23 protein-coding genes are annotated in these 17,817 nt (G+C 67.1%); 7 read left to right on the forward strand and 16 right to left on the reverse strand.

Going from position 1 to position 17,817, the window contains the following annotated elements:
* Positions 1–4 precede the first annotated feature (4 nt).
* Positions 5–694 carry a DUF1045 domain-containing protein gene (locus tag ACED67_RS21310; RefSeq protein ID WP_395543753.1) on the forward strand — a complete coding sequence of 230 codons (690 nt, stop codon included), beginning with the start codon at positions 5–7 and terminating at the stop codon, positions 692–694.
* Here the strand turns inward: ACED67_RS21310 and phnN are convergent.
* Genes phnN through ACED67_RS21330 form a run of 4 tightly spaced genes read right to left on the reverse strand, consistent with a single transcriptional unit; the run spans position 676 to position 3,656 of the window.
* Entirely contained in the window at positions 676–1,224 is a 549-nt protein-coding gene (gene phnN / locus ACED67_RS21315) for a phosphonate metabolism protein/1,5-bisphosphokinase (PRPP-forming) PhnN (protein WP_395543754.1), read from the reverse strand. The two genes, ACED67_RS21310 and phnN, sit on opposite strands and share 19 nt — an antisense overlap.
* A complete protein-coding gene (gene phnL, locus ACED67_RS21320; RefSeq protein ID WP_395543755.1) occupies positions 1,221–1,904 on the reverse strand; it encodes a phosphonate C-P lyase system protein PhnL in 684 nt (227 codons plus the stop codon). Before phnL ends, phnN begins: the two co-directional genes overlap by 4 nt.
* Positions 1,905–1,908: 4 nt before the next feature.
* A complete protein-coding gene (gene phnK / locus ACED67_RS21325) occupies positions 1,909–2,730 on the reverse strand; it encodes a phosphonate C-P lyase system protein PhnK (protein ID WP_395543756.1) in 822 nt (273 codons plus the stop codon).
* On the reverse strand, positions 2,727–3,656 hold the full coding sequence (locus tag ACED67_RS21330) for an alpha-D-ribose 1-methylphosphonate 5-phosphate C-P-lyase PhnJ (protein ID WP_395543774.1): 930 nt from the start codon (positions 3,654–3,656) through the stop codon (positions 2,727–2,729). Before ACED67_RS21330 ends, phnK begins: the two co-directional genes overlap by 4 nt.
* On the opposite strand from ACED67_RS21330, the gene ACED67_RS21335 reads away from it, so the two are divergent.
* Positions 3,585–3,749 carry a hypothetical protein gene (locus ACED67_RS21335; protein WP_395543777.1) on the forward strand — a complete coding sequence of 55 codons (165 nt, stop codon included), beginning with the start codon at positions 3,585–3,587 and terminating at the stop codon, positions 3,747–3,749. The two genes, ACED67_RS21330 and ACED67_RS21335, sit on opposite strands and share 72 nt — an antisense overlap.
* Positions 3,750–3,754: 5 nt before the next feature.
* Here the strand turns inward: ACED67_RS21335 and ACED67_RS21340 are convergent, their stop codons facing one another.
* The 4 genes from ACED67_RS21340 to phnG are packed head-to-tail and all read right to left on the reverse strand — an operon-like array spanning position 3,755 to position 6,457.
* Entirely contained in the window at positions 3,755–4,351 is a 597-nt protein-coding gene (locus ACED67_RS21340; protein ID WP_395543757.1) for an HAD family hydrolase, read from the reverse strand.
* Entirely contained in the window at positions 4,348–5,436 is a 1,089-nt protein-coding gene (locus ACED67_RS21345; RefSeq protein WP_395543758.1) for a carbon-phosphorus lyase complex subunit, read from the reverse strand. The genes ACED67_RS21340 and ACED67_RS21345 overlap by 4 nt, the downstream gene beginning before the upstream one ends.
* The gene (gene phnH, locus ACED67_RS21350; protein ID WP_395543759.1) at positions 5,436–6,008 is read right to left on the reverse strand and encodes a phosphonate C-P lyase system protein PhnH; all 573 of its coding nucleotides are present in this window, start codon (positions 6,006–6,008) and stop codon (positions 5,436–5,438) included. Before phnH ends, ACED67_RS21345 begins: the two co-directional genes overlap by 1 nt.
* Positions 6,005–6,457 (reverse strand): phosphonate C-P lyase system protein PhnG, encoded by a 453-nt coding sequence (gene phnG / locus ACED67_RS21355; protein WP_395543760.1) that lies wholly within the window; start codon positions 6,455–6,457, stop codon positions 6,005–6,007. Before phnG ends, phnH begins: the two co-directional genes overlap by 4 nt.
* Before the next feature lie 97 nt (positions 6,458–6,554).
* Here phnG and phnF point away from each other — a divergent pair, with 97 nt between their 5' ends.
* Both phnF and ACED67_RS21365 read left to right on the forward strand, forming a co-directional pair.
* Positions 6,555–7,265: a phosphonate metabolism transcriptional regulator PhnF gene (gene phnF / locus ACED67_RS21360; protein ID WP_395543761.1), complete on the forward strand. Its 711-nt coding sequence runs from the start codon at positions 6,555–6,557 to the stop codon at positions 7,263–7,265.
* Between the two features lie 66 nt (positions 7,266–7,331).
* Positions 7,332–8,519 carry an alpha-D-ribose 1-methylphosphonate 5-triphosphate diphosphatase gene (locus tag ACED67_RS21365; RefSeq protein WP_395543762.1) on the forward strand — a complete coding sequence of 396 codons (1,188 nt, stop codon included), beginning with the start codon at positions 7,332–7,334 and terminating at the stop codon, positions 8,517–8,519.
* Here ACED67_RS21365 and ACED67_RS21370 read toward each other — a convergent pair whose 3' ends face one another.
* The 5 genes from ACED67_RS21370 to phnC form a co-directional block, all read right to left on the reverse strand.
* Positions 8,520–9,137 (reverse strand): LbetaH domain-containing protein, encoded by a 618-nt coding sequence (locus ACED67_RS21370; RefSeq protein ID WP_395543763.1) that lies wholly within the window; start codon positions 9,135–9,137, stop codon positions 8,520–8,522. It lies immediately after the preceding gene.
* 81 nt (positions 9,138–9,218) lie between these two features.
* Positions 9,219–10,565 (reverse strand): phosphonate ABC transporter, permease protein PhnE, encoded by a 1,347-nt coding sequence (gene phnE, locus ACED67_RS21375; protein ID WP_395543764.1) that lies wholly within the window; start codon positions 10,563–10,565, stop codon positions 9,219–9,221.
* Complete coding sequence (gene phnE / locus ACED67_RS21380) at positions 10,562–11,371, reverse strand: phosphonate ABC transporter, permease protein PhnE (protein ID WP_395543775.1); 810 nt, start codon at positions 11,369–11,371, stop codon at positions 10,562–10,564. Before phnE (ACED67_RS21380) ends, phnE (ACED67_RS21375) begins: the two co-directional genes overlap by 4 nt.
* Positions 11,372–11,521: 150 nt before the next feature.
* A complete protein-coding gene (phnD, locus tag ACED67_RS21385) occupies positions 11,522–12,418 on the reverse strand; it encodes a phosphonate ABC transporter substrate-binding protein (protein WP_395543765.1) in 897 nt (298 codons plus the stop codon).
* A 50-nt stretch (positions 12,419–12,468) separates the two neighbouring features.
* Entirely contained in the window at positions 12,469–13,287 is an 819-nt protein-coding gene (phnC, locus tag ACED67_RS21390; RefSeq protein ID WP_395543776.1) for a phosphonate ABC transporter ATP-binding protein, read from the reverse strand.
* A gap of 114 nt (positions 13,288–13,401) precedes the next feature.
* Between phnC and ACED67_RS21395 the strand changes: the two genes are divergently transcribed.
* Positions 13,402–14,364, forward strand: a complete 963-nt coding sequence (locus ACED67_RS21395; RefSeq protein WP_395543766.1) for a CHAD domain-containing protein — start codon at positions 13,402–13,404, stop codon at positions 14,362–14,364.
* A gap of 96 nt (positions 14,365–14,460) precedes the next feature.
* Positions 14,461–14,640, forward strand: coding sequence for a CTP synthetase (locus ACED67_RS21400; RefSeq protein WP_395543767.1), 180 nt, complete (start codon positions 14,461–14,463; stop codon positions 14,638–14,640).
* Between the two features lie 33 nt (positions 14,641–14,673).
* Here the strand turns inward: ACED67_RS21400 and ACED67_RS21405 are convergent, their stop codons facing one another.
* The gene (locus tag ACED67_RS21405; RefSeq protein ID WP_395543768.1) at positions 14,674–15,447 is read right to left on the reverse strand and encodes an alpha/beta fold hydrolase; all 774 of its coding nucleotides are present in this window, start codon (positions 15,445–15,447) and stop codon (positions 14,674–14,676) included.
* Positions 15,448–15,549: 102 nt separating this feature from the next.
* On the opposite strand from ACED67_RS21405, the gene ACED67_RS21410 reads away from it, so the two are divergent.
* The gene (locus ACED67_RS21410) at positions 15,550–15,921 is read left to right on the forward strand and encodes a hypothetical protein (RefSeq protein ID WP_395543769.1); all 372 of its coding nucleotides are present in this window, start codon (positions 15,550–15,552) and stop codon (positions 15,919–15,921) included.
* Here ACED67_RS21410 and ACED67_RS21415 read toward each other — a convergent pair.
* Both ACED67_RS21415 and ACED67_RS21420 read right to left on the reverse strand, forming a co-directional pair.
* Complete coding sequence (locus ACED67_RS21415; RefSeq protein WP_395543770.1) at positions 15,918–17,192, reverse strand: MFS transporter; 1,275 nt, start codon at positions 17,190–17,192, stop codon at positions 15,918–15,920. The genes ACED67_RS21410 and ACED67_RS21415 overlap by 4 nt on opposite strands.
* Before the next feature lie 24 nt (positions 17,193–17,216).
* A complete protein-coding gene (locus tag ACED67_RS21420) occupies positions 17,217–17,396 on the reverse strand; it encodes a hypothetical protein (protein WP_395543771.1) in 180 nt (59 codons plus the stop codon).
* Positions 17,397–17,817: the final 421 nt, after the last annotated feature.

Consider the following 17,817-nt stretch of genomic DNA (forward strand, 5'->3'; position numbering starts at 1 on the left):
GCGCATGACGGAATACAGACGCTACGCAATCTACTATGCACCTCCGCCGGGCGAGTTCGCCCGCCGCAGCGCGCATTGGCTGGGCTGGGATGCGCAGGCCGGGCAGGCGGTGGATCAGCCCAACCTGCCGGGCCTGCCGCGCCCCTTGGCCGCGCTGACGGCTGACCCGCGCAAATACGGGTTCCACGGCACCATGAAAGCGCCCTTCCGCCTGGCGGATGGGGCCACGCGGGCCGAACTGGGCGCCGCGCTGGACGAGCTGGGTGCAAGGCAGGCGCCAGTGGTCGTGCCGGGGCTGCATCTGAGCCAGATCAGCGGTTTCCTTGCTCTGGTGCCGCAGGGGGACGACGGTCCGCTCAAGGCGCTGGCCTTCGATGCCGTCACCATGCTTGACCCGTTTCGCGCCGCCTTGACCGAGGTCGAGATCGCCAAACGCCGCCCTGAGCGGCTCAACCCGCGTCAGCGCGCGCTGCTCGACCGCTGGGGGTATCCGTATGTCGACGAGGAATTCCGCTTTCACCTGACGCTGTCGGACAAGCTGGAGGCGGCGGAAGGCGCCGCGCTGGCGCAGGTGGCGGCAGCATATTTTGCTGACTGTCTGCCGCAGCCCTTCTTGATCGGGGATCTGTGTCTTTTCGGCGAGGATGCGGCGGGGAGGTTCCATCTCGTCTCGCGTCACGCCTTGGCGGGCTGAGGCCGCAGCGCGGCCAGAAGCCGCGCCGCCCCCGCCTCGGGTGTGGAATCGTTCACCACCTCGATGCAGTCCAGATTGGCAGGCAGGTCCAGCGCTGCACGTGATACCCGGGCCGCGATTTCGGCATGGTCCTCGCGGCCCCGGGTGGCCAGCCTTGTGGCGAGAAGCGCGGGCGGGGCGGTGACAAGGATCACAACAAGCGCCGGGAACTGCGCTGCCGCCGCGACCAAGGCCGCACGCGAGCCGTTGAACACCACATCGGCACCGCGCGACAGGGGCGCGAGTTCGTTTTTCGGGATGCCATAGGACAGGCCATGCGCCTGCCAATGCAGGGCAAAGGCCCCTGCCGCCAGGCGCTTGGCGAATTCAACCGTGCTGACCCCCTCGAAATCCTCGCTACCGGCCGCTTCTGGCCGGGTGATCACCCGCCGCACCAGCGCCAGCTCGGGCCGTTCGGCCTGCGCAAGCGCGAGCAGCGTGTCCTTGCCCGCGCCCGAAGGCCCGACCACGGTGAAAAGACGCCCCGTCATGCCGCCAGCCCGGGGGTGAAGCCGGTCACATCGACCTCGCGGTCGCAGAGCCGGGCGCGCGCGCCCTCGTCATGGAAGATCCCCAGGATCGCCGCGCCGCGGGACTTGGCCTCTTCGACCAGCCGTAAGACAGCCTCGCGATTGCCGGCATCCAGGCTGGCGGTCGGCTCGTCCAGAAGAAGCGCCGGATAGGGATGAACGAAGCCACGCGCGATGTTCACCCGCTGCTGCTCTCCGCCCGAGAAGGTGGTGGGCGACAATGACCACAGCCGTTCGGGAATGTTCAGGCGCTGCAACATCGCCTCGGCCTGCGCCTGCGCCGTCTCGCGTTGGACGCCAAGCGCCAGCAGGGGTTCGGCCACGACTTCGCGCGTCGGCACGCGCGGCACCACGCGCAGGAACTGGCTCACATGGCCCAGCGTCGCCCGGCGCAGGGCGATGATCTCGCGCGGGGCGGCAGTGGCGACATTCACCCCGCCCACGAGGATTTCGCCCGAAGCGGCCAGGTAGTTGCCCCAGACCATGCGCATCAGCGTGGATTTCCCGGCACCCGAGGCGCCGACAAGGGCCACACATTCCCCTGGCGCGACAGTCAGGCTGGCACCTGCCATGACCGGGATCACTGTGCCGCCCTGATTGTGGAGTGTGAAGGATTTCGACAGGTTGCGGATGGTGATCATGGCGTCAGACCTGGAGCACGGAAGAGACGAGAAGTTGGGTATAGGCGTGCTGGGGATCGTCCAGCACCTGATCGGTCAGACCCTGCTCGACCACGCGCCCGCCCTTCATCACCATCAGCCGATCGGCCAGAAGCCGGACCACTGCCAGGTCGTGGGTGACGATGATCACCGACAGGCACAGATCGCGCACCAGCCCGCGCAGCAGGTCCAGAAGCCGCGCCTGAACGCTGACATCAAGGCCGCCGGTCGGCTCGTCCATGAAGACAAGCCTGGGCCCGGTCACCAGATTGCGCGCGATCTGCAGGCGTTGCTGCATCCCTCCCGAAAACGCCGAGGGCCGGTCGTCGATCCGGTCGGCGGCAATTTCCACGCGGCCCAGCCAATCCACCGCCTTGTCACGGATCGCGCCGTAATGCCGTGCGCCCGCCGCCATCAGCCGCTCGCCTACATTGCCGCCCGCGGACACGCCCATCCGTAAACCGTCGCGCGGGTTCTGGTGCACATAGGCCCAGTCGCTGCGCAACAGGCGGCGGCGCTCCGGCTCGGTCATCTCGCGCACGTCGCGCGGGCCGGTGGCGGTGTCAAAGATCACCCGCCCCTCGTCCGGGGCCAGATGTCCGGCCAGGCAGGAGAGAAGCGTGGATTTGCCCGAACCGCTTTCCCCCACGATGCCCAGCACTTCGCCGGGAAAAAGATCGAAGGAGACATCGGCACAGCCGATGCGCGGACCATAGCGCTTGGTCAGGCTCTCGACTTTCAGCAGCGGCTGGTCGGGATTGCGAATTTTCGTCGAAAACTCGGTCTGCTGCGCATGATGCGGGGTCATGCCTCGCCTCCCAGCCTGCCTTGGTGCCCGGCCTCGCGGCGGCTGCGGCAGAAATCGGTGTCCGAACACACGAACATTCGGCCGCCTTGATCGTCGGTGATCACCTCGTCCAGATAGCTGTCGCCCGCGCCGCAAAGGTCGCAATCGTGATCGGCCTTGCTGGCGGTGAAGGGATGATCCTCGAAATCCAGGCTCTGCACCTTGGTAAAGGGCGGCAGAGCGTAGATCCGCTGCTCGCGCCCCGCGCCGAACAGCTGCAAGGCCGCGCAATCCGACAGTTTCGGATTGTCGAATTTCGGGATCGGCGAGGGGTCCATCACATAGCGCCCCTCGACCTTGACCGGATAGGCGTAGGAGGTCGCGATCTGGCCGTGCCGGGCGATGTCTTCATACAGTTTCACATGCATCAGCCCGTATTCCTCAAGCGCATGCATCTTGCGCGTCTCGGTCTCGCGCGGTTCCAGAAAGCGCAGGGGTTCCGGGATCGGCACCTGATAGACCAGGATCTGCTCTTCGGTCAGAGCGGCCTCAGGGATACGGTGGCGGGTCTGGATCACGCTCGCCGCGGCGGTGGCCTCGGTCGTGGCGACCTGAGCCGTGCGCTGAAAGAACTTGCGGATTGACACGGCGTTCGTCGTGTCATCGGCGCCCTGATCGATCACCTTCAGCACGTCTTCGGGCACCAGACAGGCCGCCGTCACCTGCACGCCGCCGGTGCCCCAGCCATAGGGCATCGGCATTTCGCGGCTGGCGAAGGGCACCTGATAGCCCGGCACGGCGACCGCCTTGAGGATGGCGCGGCGGATCATCCGCTTGGTCTGTTCATCCAGATAGGCAAAGTTATACTCGCCATCATGGGCAGTCTTGACGACATCCTGACCTGGGCCGCGCTTGCCGTGATCTTCGGCGGCACCATCGCGCTCTATGCGTTTCTGATCGGGCGCAAGGCGCGCGATGTCCTGCGCGCCATGGCGCGGCTGCGCGACCGGATCGACCGGTCGGACGACAGACTGCGATAGCGCGCTCACAAGAGGCCCCTTTCGACAAGGTCGGTTTCCAGCGTCTCGGGCGAGACGAAATGATGCGCCTGCATGCCAAAGGCGCGCGCGCCTTCGACATTCTTCAGGCTGTCATCGATGAAGAGGCGGTCCTCGGGCTCCAGCCCCGCCCGCGCGCAGAGAAGCGCGAAGATGCGCGGATCGGGTTTCAGCACCCGGTCCTGGCCAGAAACGACGGTGACGCCAAAGCTGGTGGCAAGGCGCGGATGGGTGGCAAGACCGATGGGCCAGGTTTCGGCAGACCAGTTGGTGATGGCATGGATCTGCAAGCCGCGCTCGCGCAGGCGCGGGATCAGCGCCCAAGTCCCCTCGATCGTCTCGGGGATCGTGCTGGCATAATTGGACAGGTAGGTCGCGAAGAGCGCCCTGTCGGCGGGGTCGGTGATTTCGTCGGCCAGCGCTGCGAAGGTCTCGCCCGCATCGCCGCGCAGGTTCAGCGCGGCAAAGCCGATGCGGTCCAGGAAGGCCAGAACCGCCACGCGGTCGCCCAAAGCAGGCAGGAAGGCCTGCGCGGCATCCCAGCGCACCAGCACATTGCCGATGTCGAACACGACAGCTTTCATTGCGCAGCCTCCTCTGCATTGGCCTGCGCCTCGGCGCGCAGATGTCGGATAAGTTCAAGCTCTGCCTGGAAATCAACGTAGTGGGGCAGTTTGATATGTTCGAGAAATCCGGTGGCTTGGATGTTGTCGCAATGGGCCAGGACGAACTCCTCATCCTGTGCCGGGGCGCCGGTATCGTCTTCGCCCAGCTCTTTCCAACGCAACGCCCGGTCGACCAGCGCCATGGCGATCGCCTTGCGTTCGGTCTGGCCAAAGGTCAGGCCATAGCCCCGGGTGAATTGCGGCGGCTCGGTTTTCGAACCTTTGAACTGGTTCACCGTCTCGCATTCGGTGATCTCGATCTCGCCGATCTCGACCGCGAAACCCAATTCGGGAATGTCCATCTCGACCGCGACAGTGCCGATTCTGAGTTCGCCGACAAAGGCATGCGTCCGTCCATAGCCGCGCTGGGTGGAATAGGCGAGCGAGAGGATGAAGCCCTCATCGCCGCGCGCCAAAGCCTGAAGGCGAAGCGGGCGGTTTGCCGGCAATTGCAGCGGCTCGCGCGTCAGGTCGGGCGGCGTCGCGTCGCTGGCGTCCTCGCTTTCGATCAGCCCGTCGCGGTTCAGGAAGCCCGTGACATGCGGCACGGGTGCCTGCGCCGCCGTTGTGCCGGGTGCGGTCGGCAGAGCCTCGCCATTGGCGGCAAGGGTGAAATCAAGCAGACGGTGGGTATAGTCGAAGGTCGGCCCCAGGATCTGCCCGCCGGGCACATCCTTGAACGTGGCGCTGACGCGCCGCGTGACTGCCATCTTTGCGCTGTCAATCGGTCGTGAGGCGCCATGGCGGGGCAGGGTGGTGCGATAGGCGCGGATCAGGAAGATCGCCTCGATCAGATCGCCCCTTGCCTGCTTGATCGCCAGGGCGGCGAGCTCGGGATCGAAGAGCGAACCTTCGGCCATCACGCGGTTGACGGCCAGCGCAAGCTGCGCGCGGATTTGCGCAAGGCTCAACTCGGCAACGTCAAGATCGCCGCGCCGTTCCTCGGCGAGCCAGGCATGGGCGGCATCGATGGCGCGCTCGCCCCCTTTGACGGCGACATACATCAGGCTTCCTCCACGCGCGTGGACCGGGGCAGCGCGGCAACCCGGGTGCCGCAGGTGAGATAGGCGTCATAACCCAAAGGAAACAGGAGATTGTTTTTCGAAAATGGCGCGACTTCGGTGAGGGAGAGGAAGGTCACGCCCTTGATCCCCGGTCCCGTCAGGCGCGCGCCTTGCGAGCGCAGATCCTCCATTTCGATCACCAGAGTCGCGGCGCTGTCGGGATAATCCGGCGTGCCGATGGCAAAGCGGGTCAGCGGTTGCAGCGAAGCCCAGGTGCCAAAGGCAAAAGCTGCCTTGGCAGGATCGCCTACGACCGGCGCGCCGGTATGAAAGGCCAGCCAGTCCCGCAGGTCCTGGCCGTCATGTCCGGGGGCAAGATAGACCGGCGTCGTGCCGTCCAGTAGCGTCAGAGCCAGGGTTCCCGCCGCTGGCGACAGGGGGGCGGGCGGCGCGGCGCTTTCCAGTGTCAGGATCTTGCCGGGTCGCGACAGAACGGTCAGCAGGGCGCGGAAGGCGCGGGCGCTGTCTTGCGGCGGATGGGCGAAACCGCCGGTCAGGGCGTCGGGTGTCATGCATCTTCTCCGCGGACAAGAGTGAAGAACTCGACCTTGGTTGCCGCCGCCTTGGCGGCACGGGCGCCGCGTCGGGCGGCTTCTTCAGCGGCCAGCGGGTCCAACACGGTATGGCGCAGCTCGGCGGCCGCTTCGGTCTGCATCAGCGCATCCAGTATGGCCGCGCGCCGGGCATGGTCGCGGTCGCGGCCCTGCACATAGGCATGGCCCACCGCGCCGCAAGCCAGCCGAAGGCTGCACCGGGTGACCGTCATCTCGCCCAGATTGAAGGGCGCTCCGTTGGTCGAAACCCGGCCGCGCACCATCACGGCGCCAATTTCAGGCGCACGCAGATCAGCGTGTTCGGGCAGGGGCCCGGGGATGAGGGCGGCCAGTCTTGCGGGGTTCGACCGGGCCAGTAGCCCTATCCAGGATTGCCGCTCTGCCTGTTGGTTTTCCGGGCTCGACATCTTTTCCCACTTGTCCATATTTCTAGACAACTATACAAATAGGGGGCGTTCCGCGCCAGCCCCCTGATGTGGTTCCCGCATGAAGTTTTGGTGACAGATGGCCCGCTCGGCGCTATGGCGCGACATTTCCGAAACCCTGGCCGGCGAAATCGCCCGCGGTCATTTCCCCATGGGCGGCAAGCTGCCGACCGAGGCAGAGCTGTCGGCGCGCTTTGGCGTGAACCGCCACACGGTGCGCCACGCGCTGGCGGATCTGGCCGCGCGCGGGCTGGTGCATTCACGGCGCGGCGCGGGGGTCTTTGTCCTTGGCCGCACCACAGACTACCCGCTCGGCCGTCGCGTCCGTTTTCATCAGGCGGTCGAGGCAGCGGGGCAAACCCCGTCGCGCCGCCTGACAAGGGTTGAGCAGCACCCCGCCGATGCCAAGGAGGCCGAGGCGTTGCATCTGCCGCCTGGCGCGCCCGTGCATGTGGTCGAGGGCGTCTCGATGGCCGATGGCCAGCCGATCGCGGTTTTCCGCTCGGTCTTCCCGGCCGACCGCTTTCCGGGTCTGCCCGAGGCGATGGCGCGGCATGCTTCGGTCACCATGGCCCTGGCCGAATGCGGCCTGGCCGACTACACCCGCGCGACCACGCGGCTGACGGCCAAGCTGGCCCGCGCGACCATGGCGGCGCAGTTGCAATTGCCTGAAGGCGCCCCTCTGCTGCGCACGGTGGCGGTGAATGTCGACGGGCAGGGCGTGCCGGTCGAATATGGCACGACCTGGTTTGCCGGTGATCGTGTCACTTTGACCGTGACCGGGGGTTAGCCTGTCATACCGCCGTTGCAGCCGGTGGTTATCCACAGCCAACACCCGTATCGCGCGAGCAGATGAATGCCCGATATCCTGCCTCCGCTGCGCCTGACCGGCGCGGCCACGATGATTGACGGCGCCTTGCGCCCCGAAGCGCTTGGCCTTGCCGAAGGTCGGATCACCGAAGCCTGTGGCCAGCCCGAAGTCGACCTGTCGGGCTACTGGCTTTTGCCGGGGATCGTCGACCTGCATGGCGACGGGTTCGAGCGGCAGCTTTTCCCGCGCCCGCGCGCCGATTTCCCGCTGAAAGAGGCACTCGAGGCGACGGCGCGCGAGGCGGCGGCGCATGGGGTGACGACGGCCTATCTGGCGCAGGGCTGGAGCTGGGAAGGCGGGATCCGCACGCCCGAGGCCGCCACGCGGCTGATGGAGGGCACAAAGGCGCTGCGCGGCGTGACGGCGGTGGATCTGCGGGTGCAGATCCGGGCCGAGACCCATCTTGTGGCCGAGGTGCCGAAGCTGATCGCGGCGGTGGAGCGTTTCGGCATCGACTTCGTGGTCTTCAACGACCATCTGGACGAGGGCGTCCAGATGCGGCGGCGCGACCGCGACGGCTTCGCCCTCTGGGCGCGCAAGGCGGGTATGTCTGGCGCCGAGATGTCGGCGCGGCTGGATGCGGCTTTGGCCCGGGCGCGCGAGGTGCCGCGGGCGCTGTTTGATCTGGCGGAAGCCTTCGACCGGCTGGGCGTGCGCTATGGCAGCCATGACGACGCCGATGCCGAGACGCGGGAATTCTACCGGGTGCTCGGGGCGCGGATTGCCGAGTTTCCGGTCTCGCGCCGGGCCGCGGCGGCGGCGCGGGCCGCAGGCGACCCGGTGCTTCTGGGCGCGCCGAATGTGGTGCGGGGCGGCAGCCAGGCCGGGAATATCGCGGCCGAGGCTTTGATCCGCGAAGGGCTGTGCGATGCGCTGGTGTCGGATTATCACCTGCCCACGCTGGCGCTGGCAGTCTGGGCGCTGGTCGATCGCGGCGTGATGCCTTTCGAGAAGGCCTGGGCGATGGTCTCCTGCACTCCGGCGCGGATTCTGGGCCTGTCGGATCGCGGCAAGCTCGAAGTCGGCCGCCGCGCCGATCTGGTGGTGATGAACCCCGAGACGCGCGCCATCGAGGCGGTGATCGCGGGCGGGCGGCTGGCGCATCTGTCGGACGGCGCGGCGCTGCGCTTCCTGCGGCTGCCGCAGGGTGCGCTGCGGCTGGCGGCCGAATAGTCAACCCTCGTAGCGGTCGAGGAAGTCCTCGGCGGGCAGGGCGCGGAAATCCTGCAGCGCGGCGCGCAGGCGGGCATGGTCCCACTCCCACCAGGCCAGCGCCAGCAGGCGGTCGATCACGGCTTGCGGAAAGCGGGCGCGCAGCGGCGTGGCGGGGCAGCCGGCGACGATCTGGAACGGGCCGACATCGCGGGTGACCACCGCGCCGGAGGCGACGATGGCGCCGATGCCGATGCTGACCTCGGGCTTGACGATGGCGCCGTGGCCGATCCAGCAATCGGCGCCCAGCGTGGTGCGGCGGGCGGCGCGGGCGGCGAAGAAGGCGGCGTCATCGGGCGCGTCGTCCCAGTAAAAGGACGAGCGGTAGAGGAAATGGTGCTGCGCGGCATTGCGGTATGGGTGGTCGGTCGGGCCGATCCGCGTCATGGCGGCGATGTTGGAAAAGGCGCCGACCGAGGTATTGGCGATATCGGCCAGCCGGTCGCAATAGGCATAGGCGCCGAAATCGGAGTTGAGGACGAGGCTGCCCGGTCCCACCTCGCACCAGGGGCCGAAGGTGGAATTGGCGACGCGGGCGCCATCATGGATCAGGGGGGTGTCGGGTGAAAGGCGGGGCATGGTCCTGGCGGTGTCCCACGGTGGGACAGATGAGGGGTTTCAGGAAAATCAATGACTTGACGGGGCGAGATTTACGGTTTGTTAAGACTTTCCGGCCGCGGAGCCGCGGATCAGCCGGCGGCGCAGCCAGCCCGAGAGCGTGTCCATCAGCATGACCAGCAGCACGATCAGCACCATGTAATAGGCCACGTCCTCCCAATCCTTCTGGGTGACGATCGCCTGGGTCAGCAAAAGGCCGATGCCGCCGCCGACGATGGCGCCGATCACCGTGGCCGAGCGGGTGTTGGATTCCAGAAAATACAGCACCTGCGACAGGATCACCGGCATGACCTGCGGGATCACCCCGAAGCGGGCGCGCTGCAGGCTGTTGGCGCCGGTCGAGCGGATGCCCTCGACCTGCTTCTCGTCGATGTTCTCGAGCGCCTCCGAGAACATCTTGCCGAAGGAGCCGGTGTCGGTGAGGAAGATCGCCAGCGCGCCGGTCATCGGGCCGGGGCCGAAGGCGCGCGACAGGATGATGGTCCAGATCAGCCCGTCGACCCCGCGGATGAAATCGAAGACGCGGCGGAAGGCGAAGCGCACCGCCCGCAGCGGCATGAAGTTCGAGGCGGCCAGGAAGCCCAGCGGCAGGGCCAGGAGGGCGGCCGCCATCGTGCCCAGGAAGGCCATCAGCAGGGTTTCGAACAGGGCCCAGGCGACATCGCGATGGTGCCACATCTTGTTGGTCCAGAAATCCGAAAGCAAGTGGGCGAGGTTGCTGCGGTCGGGGTCGATGCGGTCGCCCGTGGTGGCGAGGCGCAAAAGCTCCAGCGGGCCCTTGCCCCAGAACGGGCTGTCGAGAGTGAAGAAGAACAGCTCCCACCCCGGCTGATACTTGAAGGTTTCGACCTTCGAGCGCGAATAGGTGAAGCGTCCCGCGGGGGTGGTGACCGTGACCTTGTTGTCGGCGGCGTTGATCCAGTCGGGCAAGGGCTGCGGAGCGGTCAGCACCAGCCTGCCGCCCTGGGGGTGGATATCCACCGTGCCGTAGCCGGGGATCATATAGCGCGCGCCCGCCTTGTCATAGGTGACGATATTGCCCGCGCCCAGATCGATCGTGGTGACATCGCCCTGGATCCGGACCCAGTCGGGCGTCTTCTCGGGCGGGAAGACATGTTTGGCCTCGCCCTCGACCGAAACGGACACCTTGTCGCTGCGGTTGTCGCGGGTGACGTGGATCTTGTGTGACCAGAAGTCGGACAGCAGGATGGCGGCATTGTCCCAGCGGGCGCGGCTGGCCAGCCCCGCCACGTCGAAGGCGACGGCGGCATAGACCAGATAGGCCAGCACCGCGCCGGGCAGCGCGAAGGAGATCAACCGCCGGCGCGCGAAGGCGCGGGTGACGGTTTCGGTCAGTGCGGGTGGCGGGGGGGACAGGGTGGCGGTCATGCGCGGGCGCCTTTCACCAGGCGCTCGCGCGCGCGGTCCGAGAACCGGTCGATGAGGACGATGGTGAGGAACAGCAGAAGGAAGATCGCCACGACCTTGTCGTAGCGGCCCTGGCCCCATTGCATCGCCAGTTTCAGGTCATGGCCGATGCCGCCCGAGCCGACGAAGCCCAGGATGGCGCTGGCGCGGACGTTGATTTCAAAGCGCAGCAGGGCATAGCTGGTCCAGTTCGGCGCGACCTGCGGCAACACGCCGAGCGCCATCTTCTGCGCCCAGCTTGCGCCGACCGAGGTCAGCCCCTCGACCGGCTTGAGATCGGCATTCTCGGCGACTTCGGAGAACAGCTTGCCCAGGGCGCCGGCGGTGTGCAGCGCGATGGCCAGAACGGCGGGCACCGGCCCGCCGCCCAGAATGTAGATCAGCACCAGCGCGATGACGACTTCGGGCACGGCGCGGGCGGCATCCATCATGCGGCGGAAGAGGGGGATCAGCCGGGGCCAGCGCGCGAGGCCGCGGGTGGACAGAAGCGCCAGACCCACCGCGCCGAGGCCGCCGAGGATGGTGGCGACGGCGGCGATGTTCAGCGTCTCGATCAGCGAGGGCAGGAATTCCACGAACAGGTCGGGCAGGTTGGCGCGATTGGCCCAGGCCTCGGAGATCACCTCGGCGGGAAAGGCGCCGAGCAGGGGCAGGCCATCGAGGAAGCCGCCGGCATTGCGGTATTCGGCCAGGCCGAAGCCCGAGGCCATCAGGGCGACGAAGATCACGAGAAGGATGCCGCCATACATGCGCTTGCGGCGGACCATCTCCAGATAGTCGCCCTGGAGGGTGGACCGGTCCGGGCGGGGGCCGGGTTCGGGTCCGAAGGCGATGTCGACCATGGCTGCCCCTTGCGGCTCTGGCGGGTGTGAAAAAGCCGGGCCCCCTGGGGGACCCGGCTGCGTCAAGCCTGCGGCTTACTGGCTTTCCTGCATCTTGCGGGCGGCGATGATGCCCAGATAGTCGTCATGGGTGACCGGGACGAAATCCTTGGCCTCGCCCGCGGCGACGGCATAGGCGCAGTCGGGCGCGGTTTCCCACAGATCGGCGGTCAGGGTGGTGACCTTGTCCTTCACATCGGCCGGAAGGGCCTTGCGGACGACCATCGGGCCTTCCGGGATCAGCTTGGACTTCCAGATCTCGACCAGGTCGTTCATGTCGACGAGGCCGGCATCGGCGGCCTTGCGGAAGGCGCCGGAATTGTAGCCGTCTTCCCAGTTGCCCAGGCCGTCGGCCCAGCTGACGCCGGCGTCGAAATCGCCGTTGGCGACGCCGACGATGGTCTGCTCATGGCCGCCCGACATCTTCACCTCCGAGAAGTAATCGTCGAGCTTGCCGTATTTCTCGGCCAGCTCGGCGCCGGGGACCAGATAGCCCGAGGTCGAGTTCGGGTCGGCGAAGGCGAAGGACTTGCCCTTGGCGTCGTCCATCGACGTGATGCCGGAATCCTTGCGGGCGAAACCGATCGAGTAATAGCCGGTCGAGCCGTCGACATTCTGCTTGGTCAGCTTGACCTCGACCGCTTCCGGGTCGGTCAGATAGATCTTGGCATAGCCGCTTGCGCCCAGCCAGGCCATGTCGAGCGAGCCGCCCAGAAGGCCCTGGATCACGCCGTCATAATCGGCCGGGGTGAAGATCTTGACCGGAACGCCAAGGGTGTCTTCGATCGCCTTGCGGTAGCATTCGTTCGAGGTCATGCGGTCCTGGGCGTTTTCGCCGCCAAGGATGCCGATGTTGAATTGCTTGATCTCTTGGGCGGTTGCCGCGCCGGTCAGCGCAGTGGTGGCGGCAAGCGCCAGGACGAGGTGTTTCATGGGATGCTCCATGCAGGGTGAAGCCCCGGACCGTCCGGGGCCAGGAAAAGTCAGGCCATCAGGCTTTCGGCATAGGCGTCATCGGCACGACGGTCGGTCGGTATCGCGGTCGAGGTGGCGGCTTCGTTGAAGCTGGCATCGGCGCCATAGATGTCGCGGGCGACCTGGGTCGAAAGCTGCTCGGGCGTGCCGTCAAAGACGATGCGGCCATCGCGCATGCCGATCACCCGGTCGCAATAGCGCCGCGCGGTGTCGAGCGTGTGCAGGTTGGCGATGACCATGCGGCCATCCTCGACATTGATGCGCTTGAGCGTGTCCATCACGACCTGGGCGTTCATCGGATCAAGCGAGGCGATGGGTTCGTCTGCAAGGATGACCCTGGGGTCCTGCATCAGGGCGCGCGCGATGGCGACGCGCTGCTGCTGGCCGCCCGACAGGGCTTCGGCGCGTTTGGGCGCCTGTTCGGCGATGCCGAGCCGGTCGAGGATCTCCAGCGCCTTCAGGATGTCGGCCCGGGGCCAGAGATTGAACATCGTTGTCAACGTGGAGCGGCGGTTCAGGATGCCGTGCAGCACGTTCGAGGCGACATCCATGCGCGGCACAAGGTTGAACTGCTGAAAGATCATCGCGCAGTCGGATTGCCAGGCGCGGGCCTGGGCGCCTTTCAGCGCCAGCACATCGCGGCCGCCGAACAGGATCTCGCCCGAGGAGGCCTCGGTCAGCCGGTTCATCATGCGCAGGAAGGTGGATTTGCCCGCCCCGGACCGGCCGATGATGCCGACAAAGCCCGCTGTCTCGACCGAAAAGCTGATATGATCGACGGCGGCTTTCGGGCCGAAAAGGCGCGTGACATTCTTGACCTCGAGCAGCATCGGTCCCCCTGGCTTGCGCCGTTTCGCTTGGGCGACCGGCTAAGGCTGGGGCGTGACAGGCGTGCTTCAGGGTCGTGAAAGTTTTGCAACGCCGCGCTTCGGAGGAGTGTCGTGATACTGTCATCAACCCGCGTCATCACCCGCGCAGGCAGCGGGCAGGGGGCGACGGTGTGGGGCGACGAGACGAAGACGGAAACCGATGACGCCGTTGCCGAGGCTGGGCCCGGCCCGGACCAGCGGAGCGACCACGCTTTCACCGCGCTTCTGCATGAGACGGCGGGCGAGATCGATCGCCAGCTTGCGGTCTTTCTGGGCAGCGAGGCGGAAAGCGGGCCGCATAAGACAAGGGTCGCGCTGCGGCGCCTGACCACGGCCTTGCAGGCCTTTGCCCCGATCCTCAAGCGGCAGGCAGCGGCAAAGGCAAGGGCCGAGGCCAAGCGCATCTTCCGCAGCCTGGGCGAAGTGCGCGATGCCGATGTCTACCTGGCCGGGCGGCGGGGCAGCGGCGATGGCGCCGGACCCGACAGCGATCTGGCGCGCGAGACGGCCGAGCTGCGCCTGCGCGTGCGCGAGCGGCTGCGGATGGACAAGGCGGTGGCCTTCGCCCCGGCGCTTTTGCGCGATCTGGCCGAGGGGCTGATCCTGAAGACCGGCAAGCCGGGCCTTGCCGCCCGGGCACGGCCGGTGGCGGCCTTGGCCGGCAAGGCGCTGGACGCGGCCTGGGAGGCGGGCCTTGCACATGGGCCAAACCTCGCGAAGCTGGACGAAGAGGCGCGGCACGAGTTCCGCAAGGATATGAAGACGCTGCGCTATACGGCGGAATTCTTCGAACCCTTCTGGCCGGAAGAAGTCTGGGGCGGTTTTCACGCCGCCTTGCAGGAGTTGCAGGATTCGCTTGGCCTTCTGAACGACCTTGCCGTGGCGCGCCAAAAAAGCGGCATCCGGGGCAAGGGTGGAAAGACCAAGCGCACAAAGGCAGAGTTGAGCAAGGAAGAGGCGCTGGCGCTGGAAGACGCCTGCACGTTGTGGCGGCGGCTGCAAGCGGCCGGGCCGTTCTGGCGCGCGGTGAAGTGATATTCCTGATGTTGAATTTGATTTGACATGGATCAGGGCGCGGTGCGTCAGCCCATGCGATGGCAGCGGCCAAGGCACTGCTGCAAGGAGGCAAGGATGGCCCGGCTTTTCATGGTTCTCTATTCAATGATCGGCACGACGCTGGCGGGGTCCTTCATGGTGGCGGCGCTGGTGTCGGGGATGGACACGCTGCGTCCGATCGTGCTGGCCGCCGCTCTGGGCGCGCTGGTCGCCCTGCCCGTGGCCTGGCTGGTCGCACGGCGGCTGGCCGGGTAGGGCGGAGCGGCGGCTGTTCCGTGAAGGGCGGCGTCAGGCGGTCAGGAACACCCTGACGGTTTCCTCGAATTCACGCGGCTTGTCGGCGTGAAGCCAATGGCCCGCGCCGGGCAGTTTCGCGAAACGGGCCTTGGGGAACAGGGTCCGGATCGTGTCGCGGTACTCCGGCAGAACGTAATGGCTTTCCGCCCCCGTCAGGAACAGGGTCGGGCCGTCAAAACGCCCCTGCGTCCCCGGCCAGCCGACGATGCGCTTCATCTCGGCCTCGAGCACATCGAGATTGAGCCGCCAGCGCGGCCCGCCCTCGGCCTTCAGGTCCAGCGATTGCAGGAAGAAGGCGCGCAGGCCGGTATCCTCGACCGTGGCCGCGAGCCGCCGGTCCGCCTCGCCGCGGGACGTGACGCCCGAGAGGTCCAGCGCGCGCATGGCGCGGGCATGATGGCTTTGGTCATGGCCATAGGCGACAGGGGCGATATCGGCCACGACCAGGCGGCGGATCAGAGCCCCTTGCGTCAGCGCAAGCTGCATGGCGGCCTTGCCGCCCATGGAATGCCCCAGAAGATCGACCGGCGCGCCTAGGCTTTCGATCACTTCGGCCAGATCGGCGGCCATGTCGGGGTAGCTCTGCGTCGGGAAGCGCGGGCTTTCGCCATGGTTGCGCATGTCGACGGTGATCACGTCGCGGATATCGGCCAGCCTGCGCGCAATCACACCCCAGTTGCGGCCCGAGCCGTAAAGCCCATGGGCGATCACAAGCGTCGGCGCTTCGGTCGCGGTGGCGGCGGGGTGACGGATCGTGGCAAGCATGCCCTTTCCCTTAGCGAAACGCTGTGTCGGGGGCCAGAGACGTTGAAGCCCTGCGCCGGGCTGTGGGATAAGGGCGGCGGAACAAGGCTGAGGGACGCGGCGATGAGTGCGGTGACGATCACCCAGATGGCGGACCGGGTGTCCTCGCTTCTCGAGGGGCGTCTGGGCGCGCGCGGCAAGACCTTGGGCGACAAGGTGCGCAAGGCCGGGCGGCGGCTGCCACGCCGGGTGCGGGTGGCGGCGGCGGCCTTGGCCGAAGCGGCAGAGATGGCGCAGAACCCCAAGCTTCTGGTGCGGGTGGACGAGGCGCAGGTGGCGCAGAATTACGACATCGTGGTCCGGCATCTGGGCGGCATAGACCGTGGCGCGTTGCGGCGCGGGGCGGTGATGAATTTCCTTGCCTCGGTCGCCTTCTCGATCCTGATCGTGGGGCTGGGCCTGCTGGCCTTTCTGATCTGGCGCGGCTACGTCTAGGTGCGCGGCGGGGCGATGCCTTCGGCAAAGCGGCGGGCCAGCGCGTGCCAGCTGAGCGCCGCGACCAGAAGGAAACCGCAGCCCGCGACCCAGAATGGCATTTGCAGGGCCAGCGCGCGCGACAGCGGGCCTTCGGCGAAGCGCATGATCAGGCCGGACAGGCCAAGACCGAGCGGCATCATCCCCCAGGCCAGCAGGCGGTAGAGGCTGTTGACGCGGCCCAGCAGCCGGTCGGGAATGGCGCGCTGGCGGGTGGCGACGGAGACGGTGTTCCAGGCATAGCCGGTAGCCTCGAAAATGAAGAACATCGCGGCGAGCACCCAGCCATTTGGCGCCAGGCCGACGCCAAGAAAGGCCAGCGCGGATGTGAGCATCATCACCTGCGCGGTGCGGCCCGGGCCAAGGGCGCGCACGATGCGTCCGCCCATCAGCCCGCCCAGGATGCCGCCCACCGCGCCGAAGGCCAGGATGAGGCCATAAAGCTGCGCGGAAAGGCCAAGGTTTTCCTGTACATGCAGGATCAGCGCGACGATCATCATCTGGTGGAAAAGGTTCCAGAAGCCGGTGATCCAGGCCAGAAGTCGCAACAGCGGTGCGTCGCGCAGGAAATGCCAACCTTCGGCCAATTCGTGCTTCCAGCCCTGGGCAACCGCGCTGCGGGCCGGGCGAAAGCCCCCCGCGACCGAGGCGACCAGCAAGGCGGCCAAGGCATAGGCCAGCGCATTGGTGCCGAAGGGTAGAACGACCGAAAGGCCCAGCAGCGCCGCGCCCAGGGCCGGGCCGATCAGCGTGTTGCCCACAAGCTCGACGCTCCACAGCCGGCCATTGGCCTCTTCCAGCCGGTCATGCGGCACCAGGGCGGGCAGCATGGTCTGGGCGGCATTGTCGCGGAAGACCTCGGCCACGCCGACCGCAAGGGCGGCCAGCAGCAGGGCTGAGAAGGCGAGCGGGGACGAGACTCCGGAGGCGGGCGCGTCAGGCAGGGGCAGGCTGGCCATCAGCGCCAGCGACGCCCCGGCAAAGGCGGCGGCGCGGACCAGGTCCATCGCCAGGATCAGGCGGCGGCGGTCGATGCGGTCGGCGACGATCCCCGCCGGGATGGCGAAAATCGCCCAGGGCAGGCGCAGGGCCACGGCGACAGAGGCGACGAGCAACGGATCCCGGGTCAGCAGCGAGGCGACCCAGGCCCAGGCGAGCGTGGCGATGCCATCGCCCAGATTGGTCAATCCGCTTGCGGCAATGAACCGCGCCAGGGGACCGGTCACTTTCACGGCGTCACTCTCACGACTTCCCCTTCACAGCGGAATTGCGCGGCGATCCTGCTGTGGCGGTGCGGCGGGCGCAAGGGGGGGCCGCAACAGCGCGTGGCAGATCAGCGTCGCGGTGGCGAAGGCCGCATGGGGCAGAAGATGCCAGGGGTCGAACTTGGCGATCTGGGCAAGCGTTCCGGGTGGCCGATAGGACGGTCGGGCCAAATGGCGGGTCGGGGGCGAAACGCATCTCAGACAGCCGGATTTTCGACGGCTTCGCCGGAGGTTCCAGCCGCAAATGCGGAAACATGGCCTGCACCGCCAGCTTAAAAAGGAACCCGGCGTCACAGCGGGCAAGGGCCCGTCCTCCCGCCCCTGCGCCGTGCTGGCCATGATCGCTGCCAGCCCCAGGCCGCCGAACAGCGCGGCGCGGAGCGGACAGGAAATTCGAAGGATCGGCGAGAATTGCCGAAAGGCGGGGCGCGACGGAGCATAGGTAAGGAAAGGGCGCGAAGGATCTGTCCTCCGCGCCCCTTGCAGATGCCGTTCCGCCGCGCCTCGGTCTTGTGCTTTGCGCTTACAGCGTGGGGTAGAGCGGGAATTTTGCGCAGAGGGCTTTGACTTCGGCCTTCACCTTGGCCTCGAC

This window comes from Neotabrizicola paludis (genome assembly GCF_044142105.1).
GTDB lineage: Bacteria > Pseudomonadota > Alphaproteobacteria > Rhodobacterales > Rhodobacteraceae > Pseudogemmobacter.